This window comes from Mucilaginibacter sp. SG538B (assembly GCF_013376065.1).
GTDB classification, from domain to species: Bacteria; Bacteroidota; Bacteroidia; order Sphingobacteriales; family Sphingobacteriaceae; genus Mucilaginibacter; species Mucilaginibacter rubeus.
In genome coordinates this window covers 1,179,685-1,192,387 of the sequence record NZ_JABMJI010000003.1, presented here as the reverse complement: position 1 = coordinate 1,192,387, position 12,703 = coordinate 1,179,685, and the positions used below count along the sequence as shown (strand labels likewise).

Genomic DNA, 12,703 nt, shown 5'->3' with positions numbered 1-12,703 from the left:
GCTTCGCGGATACCCTCAAATGCGAGTACAGCGGCTTCGATCTCGCCGAGCTCGATCCTGTAGCCCCTGATCTTAACCTGGTCGTCCATCCTGCCAAGGTATTCGATATTGCCGTCGGCAAGCCAGCGGCCAAGGTCGCCGGTTCGGTAAAGCCGGCCTTCACCGAACGGGTTTAAAAGGAATTTTTCAGCAGTCTTGGTTTCGTCATTCCAATATCCGTTTCCAACAGCAATACCTCCAATACAAATCTCTCCAACAGCTCCTGCGGGTAAAAGCGACAGCTCTGAATCCAGTATATAGCTGACAACATTATGGATGGCTTTGCCAATCGGTATTACCGACGATGTATAATCATTTTGTTTCGGAATGATATAATAATTAGTGACATCTGTGCATTCTGTCGGTCCATAGCTGTTTACGAGAACAGTAGAACACTCCGGGTTATTATACCATGAAGCGAGGAGACTCATATTGATCGGTTCCCCTCCGAGGACTACGTATTTAAGTGTCTCGAGACTTTTATGGTTTTTTTCTAATTCCAATCTGACTAATGGATAAAATGTACTTGGAGTACAATTGATCCAGGAAATATTGTATTTTCTTATAAATTCGAGGATCCGGGCTGGGTCGTAGAAATTGTCTTCCAGTAAATGCAATGATCCGCCAACTAATGCGGGTGCAAAAATGTTTTTTTGGGTTAGGTCAAAACCGAGGGAAGATATGATCAATGTCCTATCTGATGAGGTCAATCCCATTGTGTCCACGTACCAACTTAAAAGATTATTGAACCCCATATTCGTACAAACTGCCCCCTTGGGAATTCCTGTTGACCCCGAGGTGCTGATCAGATATAGCGGATCAGTTGGTTTAATGTCCGACTTAAAGGATATATTTTCTTCTTCAAGCAGCTCATGGATAAGAAGCAGCTCAAAGCCGGCCTCAATGATAAAGCCTTTGCCAGCCAAGCTATCTGTGATGATATAGCTACAACCTGATGACCTGATGATGGCTAGAACTCTTTCCCGGGGATAAGACATATCGATTGGAACATATACCGCGCCGCTCTTGATTAACCCATACAGGGCCTGGATATAGAGGCATTTATCGTCAAGGTATAAACCTACGTGCCCTAATGAATCTAAACCATATTTGTTGACAAGGCAGGCAGATATCCGGTTGGCCAGTTCATCTATTTCGCGATATTTAAGATGTCCATTCGCTGTTGACAAAAAAATTCTTTCGGCATTTAACTCAAATGAACGGTCAATCCTTTTTTTCAAGGAGGGATATGGTAAATACGCAGTCGTCTTTGTGAAATAGGCAGTTTGTTCGAGAGTTTCTTCCTCACTAAGCACATTCAGCGATTTTAACAGGCCAAGCGGGCTTTCAATAAATTGATCTATAATTAATTGTAGGCTATTGGCAAGCGATTCCATACGTCCAGGCGGAAAAACCTGTTCATTGAAATCAAAATCCACAATCAATTGGTCTGATTTTGCGGTGTAGTCCCTGATATGAACCGAGAGATCAGCCTCCTCATGACGATTGGAGAGTGGAAATACGTTTATATCATGGTCATTTAAAAAATAGTCATAATCGTGCTTCTCGTAAGAAACGCGAAATCTTGAAAAATTTCTCGCGTTATTACCAGTGATATTTAAATCGGCAAGCAGTTCCCCTAACTGGTAATCCTTGTGCCTCAGGCAGGAAATGATCTCTCTTTTGATCAATGTTAGAAACTCTAAAATATTCCGATCCGCATGATAAGCAAGCTTAAGCGGAATAAGACTTACAAACGGCCCCACAGTGTGCTTTGCATGCAAAGAGGAGCGGTTCTGTACAGGCAGGACGACGGGAAAATTATTATAACTAAATCGTTTATAAAGATATATTGTAAGGCTGCCTAGAAATAAGTGGAGAAACGACAGCTTGTGCTCCAGGCCAAACTGCTTACACTTGTTCAAGAGATCTCCTGAAATATTGAAAGAATAAACTCCTGAAGTTACTTTCTTCGAAAGCGCTTTGTCTAATTGCTGAAATTCGGGAAGCAATCGGTATTTATGATTCCAGAAAAGCTTTGATGCAAGATAGCCAGGATCGCTTATATTTTTAGACAGGACATTTTGGAATCTACCGTAATCACATTTTTCCAGTGCGTTCGGATTTGAAATGGAGTTATACTGGCCTAAAACGGATTTAAAAAAGATAGAAAGTCCATACCCATCGTTTATAAGGTGATGAAATTTGACATACCAATACGTATAATTGGCAGCGCGGATAAGTGTTGTTGAAAATAAATTTTCAAAAACTGTCGGAAATGGCACTTGCATGTCGGCCTTCATCCAGGAAATCGCCTTTTCGTCGCTGTTGTCATCAACGGAAAAGTCGAAAACCTGCAATTCGATATATTGGGCGTCGTCCGGAAATTTGAAGATACCTGCCTCTGCTCCATCCAACTCGATTGTCGCACGAAGTAAGCTTTGACTATCAATAACCTTTGTTATAGCTTGTCTAAAGTAGTTTTCATTAATATTTCCGTTTATTGTAGCATATCCGCCAATGTTAAATTTGGGGGATTTGCGGTCTTTCATTTGATCAATCCAAATAAATTTTTGTATTGTAGATAACATCTAGCTACTGGCGTAAATTGTTGAAAAATCAATGCACTGGTATCCCTGAGCGAAAAGTAACAATTGTCGAATACCATATAAACATCGGCACACGCACTTTCAAATCCAGGCGCAATGAAGTCGTCAGAGAGATTAAAAAGATACAGGCTCGGATTATTAAAGAACGATTTTCGCGTAAATATTATTAACTGTTAGATAACTGCGGCATTGCTCCTGATTAAAGCGCTAGTTATGAGTCAGATTGAAAATAATGCAGGTCAATCTCCGATAAATAGGTAAAACTTCATAAAATACTCAATAAAGAACATCAAATATTCGCATCATAAAGCGTTGGCAATTTATTAAAATATTAACGTTCGAAAACAAATAATAATTATATTTTGCCTGCTTTAACTTTGTGTTAAGTTTGTCTTTAATCTTGATCCGGTTCTACAGGAACATATCTCTTGGCCTAAATTTTAATAGATTTCGAGAATGCGTTATGGTGGGAAGGTAGCATTTACATCTATTCGAGAAACGTAAATGGTTGATTTGTAAAATTTTGCGCCGAGGTTTGGCACGCCACTATCTCATTGAAGTTTAACCACAAACTTAAGCCGGATCGCTTGTCGTATTCGGTGATCATAATAAAAAAGTATAAAGTAATATTTTTGATACTATGAATTGCCGGGAACGGTTGGAAAGGGAATCAAGTAAACTATTGAGATGATTGAAATATTTTTATGATGGGGTTCCAAACGCTATCATTAGGGGCATCGAGGATACTGTTATGTTTTAGGAAGGGAATTAGCAAAACTTTAGCCTGTGGAGGAATAGCTTTTTTGATTTTTTTTCGCATGCCTTCATTTACAATCTTATCACAACCACCCTGGGTCAGAAATAAATGTCGATCTCTACATTGCTTTAAGTTTTCCACATTGTTCCAGATATCTGGAACAAGCCATTCGATGCTGCTATCGATCACGCCATTATTGACCAGATAATCTCTTGCTGAACTGATTGCGGCATTTAATACAACAATGTGAGGGAAAGATTGAAATTTTTCGGAGATGTCGAGGTAAACGCAGCCACCGAGAGAGTGTGTGAAAATAATTTGTCTGTTAGATCGCTTGCTTAAAGATAAATAGTACTTATACATTTCGAGGGCATCGGCATCAAGTCCTTCGATAGTAGGTACACCTGTACTGTTTCCGAATCCTGTGTAATCGAATACAAAAGTAGAAAACCCTTTTCGCTTCAGATACTCCTGAACCTTAATCCAATCGCCTAAATTTTCACCGTTTCCATGGAGAATAAATATCGATGGAGCTTCAATTCCAGCCGGAACCCACCTAGCCTTTAATGTTCTTCCTTTTAAAGCCACATCAAGATCTCGGTGTATAATATCGCTCGGAAAAGGATTATCCGCACCGCTTTTCAAGGCCACGAGACCTTGTTTTTCAAATTGTTTGTATAATATAATTCTGGTTAGAAAAAATGCGCAGACGGAAAGCACAATGAGTCCGGTTAAAAGGTGGATTGTTTTTTTTAACATAGGCGAGTGAGCAAATATCCAGGGTTTTTCAGATTGCCGAAGTTATTGAGATTTTATACAACTTTCCAACCTTATATTGATGCTTAATATCTAATTAGTTATTTTACGTTGCTTGTTTCGGCAACAACAATCTCAGGTTCGTCTTTAAACTCAAACACCGTCCCTTGTGCAGCAATGGTTTTATCAGTTATTTGGCCAGTTAATTGTTTAGCGTCACCTTAATGCGCCATATTTCCTGAATTCTCAGGCTGCCATTTATTTGCTCTATCATTTTATCGAAAATCAAACCACAAGGTTCCCTTTATTGGCGCATAATTTAGCTGAATATTCTTTTGACTTTGCGGGCCTAACTGATCCGACCGCTGGAATTTGGTGCCTATAGCGTCAATACTGTTCAGAAATCCCAGGCTCCCGTCAGGAAAGGGCGGATTGGTATTTTCGTTCGTAGCCCCAACAGGTTTAACCGGTTTTAACATTTGAAAAAACAGGTTCTCATCATCGCTATAAACAGTAAAGGGGCTTTGTTTATTTTCGATAGTCACCCAATAGATATTGGCATGAAACCCCTTAAATTCCGGGTAATCCCAGCTTTCGCCGGTTACGCTGTTGTTGAAGCCCTTGTGCCAGACACCAAATTGTTGACCCTTAAGCCTGTTTTTCCAAACACGGTATGGACCACGACCCTCCCATTTCATTCCGGTTATTTTTTCCTCGGGATAATCAAATGTAATACCCGAAAAATCAAACTCCCCTTGTTGGCTGTAGCTGTAATTTAATTTCGCAGGCTTACCAGGACTGAATGTCCATTTCACATTAAACTGTTGTCCTTCATATTCCGGCTCGACAATATAGTCTTTCCCTGAAAAATAATGGTTCAGTGTTTTAAGCGCGTATTTTGCGCCAGTCAGCACGGGTCCTTTGGATAGAGAGATCTCGCCTTTTCGCGTGCTCACTTTTTGCAAATACCCGGTTTGGCTATCAAAATAATAGCTAATATTATCGGTCTTTACAATCAGACCTCCATCTTGCACTATAACTTCAATTTTGGAAGATGATGCATCAGACTGTCTTTTAAATGTATTGGCGGGCGATTTAAGCGGCCAGCTCCAGGTGAAAATCTCTTTACCAAACTGATCATTCGCCGTTAAATACAACACATCGCTCTGTTTCTTATCAACCGGTAGGTTAAGCTGTAAAAAGCCCTTAGCGCCGGGCTCCAGACTGATGGGCTCAGCATGCCCGGATGCATTTATTTTAGCTTTCAGGCCTTGCCCGCCCGGTAGCTGTAATGTCACTAATTTCCAGTTGAATGTACATTTGCTTAAGTTGGTATAGATATAACGATTCTCTACCGAAAGCCGGCCGTCAAATTTTTCGGGGATATAACTCGTTTCAATAGCTACCGGCGACCATATTTCTTTGATAGTATAAAAGCTGCCTTCCTTTTCCCGGTGTGGCCCTAATATGCCGTCGGGTGCCGCATTGCCCTGTATATCTATTTGTCCGTTTCTGTCCGTGCGGGCCACGCCCTCATCATGGAACGACCATAAAAAGCCGCCTGCCGTATGTGGATGCTTCATCATCAGGTTCCAGAAATCATCCAATCCCGCTCCGTGCCCCCCATCTTGCAAACCATGCATAAATTCTGTGGGGAAAAATACTTCGTTACCATATAGCACTGAATTTTCAACATAATTATAATCGGGATAGTGTTTGGTATCCGTTCCATTGAATTTTTCCCACGGGTGGATAACCAATCGTTGCTGCGGATCATATTTGGGGTATTCCGTATCCAGATCGGTATTAAAGCCACCTTCGTTGCCATTATCCCATATTACAATACTGGGATGATTTACATCACGTACCACCAGTTCCTTTACCAGCTTTTTGCCAACTTCTGTATCATATTTAGCTTGCCAGCCCGTTAATTCATCCAGCACAAAAAGGCCAAGTGAATCACAAACATCCAGAAAATGCTGATCGGGAGGGTAATGTGACATCCTCACCGCATTCATATTCATTTCCTTCATAAGTTTAACATCAAGCAGGCTGATATCCTTGCTCAAGGTGCGGCCTGACTCAGGCCACTCACTGTGCCTGCAAACACCTTTGAAAATCACTTTTTTCCCGTTCACATAAAAGCCATCGTGCTGCCTTAGTTCCGCTGTGCGAAAACCAAACCGTTGCTTTACGCGGTGGATCGCACCTTTACCATCCCCAACAGACACCTCCAGGTTATACAAATTGGGAGATTCGGGGTTCCAGGGTAAAATATGATTTACCTGTTGTTTCAGTGTTACCTTTTGCTGCCCCGTACGCACCTGCGTACTGAACGGTAAACCAACCGGCTGACCGTTCAGTGCTTGCACCTGAGCAGTTACTTTATGATTGCTGTTCGCGTTATTGATGAATACATCCAGCGCTAAAGCGCCGTTTGCGCTGGCGTCAATGGCAATCCTGTCTATATAAGTTTTAGGGACAATCTCCAGGTAAACGGGACGGAAGATGCCACCAAATAGCCAGAAATCAGCTTTACGCTCCGCCTGGTTAACTGACTCATTGCCAGATCTTTTTCTTACTGCTACCTCTAACAAATTATCGCCATCGTGGTTAATTAAATGGGTTATATCATATTTAAACCGGTAAAAACCTCCCTGGTGTACGGGGCCGGCAAGTTGCCCGTTAATTTTAACCTCTGTTTCGGTCATCGAGGCTTCAAAAACTATAAAAACATTTTTATTCTTTACCGACGGAGCTGTCTTAAAATGATATTTGTATTTACCCTGTTCCTCGGGGTTTTGAGTGTCTTTATAATAATTATAAGTCCCGAATCCCTGCTGCTCCCAATTAGAAGGGACAGCTATTTTTTGCCATGAGCCACTTTTTTGCCCGGTATTGATATAAAAATCCCAGTCTACAGTGTGGTCCTTATCTGTACCGGATAAATATTGATATTGTGTTCCCTGGCCCCATGCCTTTAGAGAACCGAATAAAAACAGCAAAAAGAAAATTCCTGGAATATAAATTTTAAACCTATTATATTGTTTCATCATTTCATTTATAGAGACCCGCTTCTCAAAGCGTAATTACGAACATTTTTCTTTTATGACAAAAATGATCCTGCCATGGGTTTTTGAAAGGTTAATTTTATTAAAGCTATACCATATTGATCAGGAAAACATCGTTCTCCCTGATTCTAAGTTTTTTGAAAAAGTTCCTTCATCATTAACGGTGATATTTTCTTTCAAAATTGCAGCGCCATTATTCTGCTTTTTAAGCAAGCCGGCCTGGGTTTTACTAAGCTGGCCAGGCTTATTAAATGATAGAAAGCTGGTATATGTATCGTTCACTTTGTAACCCGTTTGATAGATCTCCAGCCTGTATTTTCCACTCGGCATATCGGTTAAAATCAGTTCAACTTTTTTAAAATAAAAGCTGATTTTTCTAATGGCTTTGGGCGTTTTGTTTAGATTGTTACTTTGGGCAAAAACATTACAAAAAAGCAAGCAGCCTAAAATAGTTGGTGAAATTTTCTTTTTCATTTTGATCATTATATGCTTTCCTATACCGGGAGACAACTGATAGTTAGGTTTAATTTCTGATTCATTATGTAGTACTAAAGGCACCTTTCATAATTTCAATTGGTACTTCGTCATTGAAAGGATAATTCATCATCCTTACCGTTGTACCTATGAGATAATTTGATCGGCCGGTTTTCGCCGGTACGTTGCAATTCTGTACGAAAGCACTCAAAAAAGTAGTTATATACAATTACACGCTTTAAGGCAGTATAATTGAATAGTTTATAATATGAGGGTGGTTCCAGACAGTAAACGGAGCTCTTAATTAAATTAGACAAGATAATCGAAGATTTCTGAGTTTTTAATGTGGCAAAACTAAGAAGTACAAACGCAATCGATTGTTTACAAATAGGGGCACGGATGTTTATCATCTGCAATTAGTTGGTTAACAATAATAAGCCATGCCTATCTATAGAAATTAGAAGGAAATTTTTTCACTGTTATTCTTGAATTTGCTAATTTTACGTTAACACACGAATTTTAAAATTGTAATATTAATTTCAATGTATTACAACTATTTTACAAGAATTTTTTTCTTTTCGTTAAATTGCAGTAAATGAGGTATATATAAAAGTGGTCATTAAGATTGTGGTTCTGGGGGTCGTGGGTTCGAGCCCCATTGCTTACCCGCTTTTATAAGGCTCATTTACATAAGTAAATGGGCTTTTTTTATGCCCATAGGTAGTTTTTACATGGGGAATTTGATTTAGCAGCTAATATCACTACCACCTGGAAGTGACAGGCATAACTTATGGCGCTATCTGTAATGAAGTATGTCTTTTATTTGCGGCATATACCGTTCTCCTCTCGAAATTAGCCTGATGCTGCGCCTGTGGCTGAAAAAAGGCGCAACCGATTGTTTTGCACTGTATTCTCGCACGATACATATGATCTCATCATTTTTGCCCATATAGAGTATCAAACAGGCTCCTTCCAATTTTTAGGGTATTCATTATGTTTTATATTTGTGTGCGCACACACACACAAATTATTATTTTATTTTTCTCGTAATTTATCAACTATGCTAAAAAGACTGTTGTTTTTAATTTGTATCGGCCTAACAAGCGTTACTAAAGCTCAGGATGTTTTTCTTTCGGGTGTAAAACCGGGCAAGGCATTGGTGTTTTCGACTAAGGGGGCACTGGTTTTAAAAAATAATTGTTTATCTGTAAAGTGGCTTGCTGGTAAATCGATAATTGCCATAAACGAATCTGCCGTTCAGAATAAGAAACAAATTAATTTAAAAGGCTCTCCTTTATTTGGATTAGAGTTTAAGGATGGTACTGTAATAAATTCTGCTGATTTTCAATTAAGTACCACTCCGAAAATTGTTCAGATCAAAGGAGAACCTGAGGCAGTTAAATTTTCTGAAAAGGAAGATGGTGTGAAAATTTTAGCCGAATTTTTGAATGTGAAATATGGCATTCGTGTAAAGTGGGAGGCTATTTTGAAAGATAATTCCAATTATATCAGACAAGTTTTCGGCGTTTTTGCTTTGAAAGACTCTTTAAAGATCAGGAAATTGAATCTGATCAATTTTACGGCAGAAACGGGCATTAAGCCGTTGGGGGTTGTGGACGGATCGCCAATGGTATCGGATGATTTCTTTTTTGCCTGTGAAAGTCCGATAAGCAAATACAATAATCAGCATGGCCGGATCAGCAGCTATATTGAACGGCAGGAGCCAACTCTTAATTTCGAAGCTTCTACCGTATGGGGAATTGTCCCTAAAGGCCAGTTACGGAGGGGATTTCTTTATTACCTGGAACGGGAAAGAGCGGTGCCATATCGCCAGATGCTTCATTATAATTCATGGTATGACCTTTCCTGGGCCGATCGTAAGTTAACTGAAGCTGGTTGTCTTGATCGTATTCAGGCATTTGGCGACAGTCTTACCGCAAAACGTCATATTAGCTTAAACGCATTTTTGTTTGACGATGGCTGGGATGACAACCAAACATTGTGGCAGATCAGCCAAAAGAATTTTCCGGCAGGTTTTGATAACATTAAAGCGCTGGCTGACAAATACGGAGCTTCATTGGGCGTGTGGATGTCGCCCTGGGGAGGTTACGAGCAGGCAAAGGAACAGCGGCTACAATATGGCCGAAGCCAAAATCCTCCTTTTGAAACTAATTTGCATGGGTTTTCTCTTTCCGGTCCGGTTTATTCGTCCAGGTTTAAAAGTACTGCCGCTAAGTTCGTGACCAGTGATGGTATCTCTATGTTTAAATTTGATGGTGTAGGGGCGGGAGATCAGTCTACAGGTGCTACGGTTGAATATCAAACAGATATGGAGTCTTTGTTGGATTTAGTAACGGGCTTGCGTAAGGTAAAACGGGATTTGTATTTTAGCCTCACCATAGGTACCTGGCCGTCGCCTTTCTGGCTTAAATATGGTGATGTAATTTGGCGAAATGGCTGGGATACAAACACGCAAGGGCAGGGCAATGGCCGTCAGCAATGGCTCAATTACCGGGATGGTCAGGCCTATAAGAATATTGTAATGCGCGCTCCCCTTTACCCTTTAAGCTCCCTGATGTATCACGGGATTTGTATCGCGGATAATGGTGCGCCTGCTAAGTTTGACATGGATGATAAAGATATTTCTGACGAGATATGGTCGTTTTTTGGATCTGGAACCAGTTTGCAGGAGTTGTATATCAATCCTCATAAGTTAAACGAGGCCAACTGGAATTGCCTTGCCGCTGCCATAAAATGGTCGCGCGAAAATGCAGATATTATGCCGGATGTACATTGGGTAGGCGGCGACCCATCCAAAGGGGATGTTTACGGTTTTGCAGCTTGGTCGCCGAAAAAGGCTGTTCTTACCTTAAGAAATCCCTCAAATACAGCTAAAACATACCTGGTTAATACCCGGGAAGTATTTGAATTGCCATCAAATAGTAATCCAGATTATATCTTTTATAATGCGAAAGTTAACAGTAAAGAAACGAAGTCGTATGTGTTTAAGGGAACCGTTCATGATGTTAAGCTTGAGCCGTTTGAAGTGATGGTTTTAAACGCTATACCTGTAAAATGACGGTTTAATCATTTGTTTGTCTTCTGATTTGAATTATAAATTGATATTACAAGTGTGCGCGCAAACGCATTGGCCCGCACGATGGTGTGTATGGCAACATTGCTTTTAAATAAATAAAAATGAAACGCGTATTCGTAGTGGTATTGTTAATCCTTTGCTTTTTCAATAAGACATCCTTTTCGCAAAATTTAGCTCCATATAAATGGTATGACCCGGTTAAGACTGATTTTCCGGTTATAGAAGGGCAGGCCTGGTCAAAAGAAGCGGCGGGCAGTTATGACAGGTTTCCGGCGCGTGCTCAAAAGGGCCTTAATCCTAATGTGTGGAACATCTCGCATAGCAGTGCCGGGTTGTACATTAAGTTTAAAACAGATGCTCAAAACCTGGTTATCCGGTATAAGGTTAGTGGCGATTTTGCCATGTCACATATGCCGGCCACTGGTGTAAGCGGGTTGGACCTGTATGTATTAGATCCTAATGGCCAATGGTGCCTTGCTCCGGGTAGTTTCTCGTTTAAGGATACCGTTACTTACCGGTTTTCAAATATTAAGGTAAGTGCCGATTTTGCGGGGAGAAGTTATGAATACCGGCTTTTCCTGCCTTTGTATAATTCGTTATCATGGTTTGAAATAGGTGTTCCGTCTGGTAGTGCATTTAATTTTATGCCTTTATCCAAAGAAAAGCCGGTGCTTGTATACGGAACATCCATTGCGCAGGGGGCCTGTGCTTCAAGGCCAGGTTTAGCATGGACCTCCATTTTGCAGCGCGCGCTGGATCGCCCGTTGATTAATCTTGGTTTTTCCGGCTCCGGATTGCTTGAGAAATCAGTTATTGATCTGATGGCAGAGGTGGATGCGAAAGTATATGTGCTTGATTGTATGCCTAATATGATAAGTTTTTCTGACCAGGAAATCGAAGCACGTTTATCTGCAGCGATACAAACTTTAAAGCAGAAGCACCCATTGGTGCCGATATTGCTTGTTGAACACAGCGGGGGGAACGCGGGCGGACTATTGGATACGGGTAGAAATGCCGGTTATGGTCATGTTAATAAAGTGCTTGACCTGGCTTATTCAAAGTTGATTGCAGCCGGAACAAAGGGTATTTATTTATTGACTGGCAAAGAAATCGGGTTTGGTATCAACTCAACAGTTGATGGCTTACATCCTAATGATATCGGAATGGAGCAGTATGCCGCAGCATATGAGCAAGCAATCCGTGTTATAATTAATGAACCAATTGGCCGCTATTCAACCACGCGGCCCGCAGTACAAAGCAGGGATGGGTATTATGACTGGCGAAACAGGCATAATGAAATATTAACGCTTATCAAAACCAGTTCGCCAAAGATTGTATTTCTTGGTAATTCGATCCTGAATTACTGGGGTGGTGAGCCTAAGGCGCCTTTAGCAAGAGGAGCTGATTCGTGGGATAAATATATGGAACCTCTGGGTGTGAAAAATTTTGGTTTTGGCTGGGACCAGGTAGAGAATGTGCTATGGCGCGTATACCATGAAGAAATAGATGGGTTTAAGGCGGACAAAGTGATGATTATGATAGGCACTAATAACTTGTCTGCCTGCAGTGACCAGGAAATATCAGAAGGGTTGAAAATGCTTGTGCTGGCTGTGAAGGAACGTCAGCCCACAGCGGAGGTTCTTTTATCGGGTTTGCTGCCCAGGAGGGCAATGGAAAGCCGGATAAAGGTGCTTAATAAAGCTATTGCTAAACTGGCAGCTCAAACCCAAGTCCGTTTTATTGATCCGGGCAAATTATTGCTTAACCATAAAGGGAAGATCGATGAATCACTTTTCGGGGATGGTTTGCACCCCAATGAGGTTGGTTATCAAAAGCTGGCGGTAACATTGGTGCCATATCTTAAAAAATAATAAAGATGCGGGTATGAAATGCGCTTGAC

General features: G+C 40.8%; 6 protein-coding genes. 2 read left to right on the top strand and 4 right to left on the bottom strand.

Annotated elements, in window-relative coordinates:
• The 4 genes from FHW88_RS20965 to FHW88_RS20950 form a co-directional block, all read right to left on the bottom strand.
• Positions 1-2,591 (bottom strand): non-ribosomal peptide synthetase (locus tag FHW88_RS20965; RefSeq protein ID WP_176627764.1); only part of this gene is annotated, 2,591 nt, incomplete at its 3' end.
• A gap of 736 nt (positions 2,592-3,327) precedes the next feature.
• On the bottom strand, positions 3,328-4,164 hold the full coding sequence (locus FHW88_RS20960) for an alpha/beta hydrolase (protein ID WP_176627763.1): 837 nt from the start codon (positions 4,162-4,164) through the stop codon (positions 3,328-3,330).
• A gap of 272 nt (positions 4,165-4,436) precedes the next feature.
• Entirely contained in the window at positions 4,437-7,217 is a 2,781-nt protein-coding gene (locus FHW88_RS20955) for a glycoside hydrolase family 2 protein (protein WP_218117251.1), read from the bottom strand.
• Positions 7,218-7,334: 117 nt separating this feature from the next.
• Positions 7,335-7,706 carry a hypothetical protein gene (locus FHW88_RS20950; RefSeq protein ID WP_176627762.1) on the bottom strand — a complete coding sequence of 124 codons (372 nt, stop codon included), beginning with the start codon at positions 7,704-7,706 and terminating at the stop codon, positions 7,335-7,337.
• A gap of 1,060 nt (positions 7,707-8,766) precedes the next feature.
• Here FHW88_RS20950 and FHW88_RS20945 point away from each other — a divergent pair.
• On the top strand, positions 8,767-10,785 hold the full coding sequence (locus FHW88_RS20945; RefSeq protein WP_176627761.1) for an enterotoxin: 2,019 nt from the start codon (positions 8,767-8,769) through the stop codon (positions 10,783-10,785).
• Between the two features lie 119 nt (positions 10,786-10,904).
• On the top strand, positions 10,905-12,674 hold the full coding sequence (locus FHW88_RS20940) for an SGNH/GDSL hydrolase family protein (protein WP_176627760.1): 1,770 nt from the start codon (positions 10,905-10,907) through the stop codon (positions 12,672-12,674).
• Positions 12,675-12,703: the final 29 nt, after the last annotated feature.

What these genes read in the sequence shown, in the direction of transcription:
- FHW88_RS20950 (WP_176627762.1), bottom strand. Translation starts at nt 7,706, where the DNA reads ATGAAAAAGAAAATTTCACCAACTATTTTAGGCTGCTTGCTTTTTTGT.
- FHW88_RS20960 (WP_176627763.1), bottom strand. Translation starts at nt 4,164, where the DNA reads ATGTTAAAAAAAACAATCCACCTTTTAACCGGACTCATTGTGCTTTCC.
- FHW88_RS20945 (WP_176627761.1), top strand. Translation starts at nt 8,767, where the DNA reads ATGCTAAAAAGACTGTTGTTTTTAATTTGTATCGGCCTAACAAGCGTT.
- FHW88_RS20940 (WP_176627760.1), top strand. Translation starts at nt 10,905, where the DNA reads ATGAAACGCGTATTCGTAGTGGTATTGTTAATCCTTTGCTTTTTCAAT.
- FHW88_RS20955 (WP_218117251.1), bottom strand. Translation starts at nt 7,217, where the DNA reads ATGATGAAACAATATAATAGGTTTAAAATTTATATTCCAGGAATTTTC.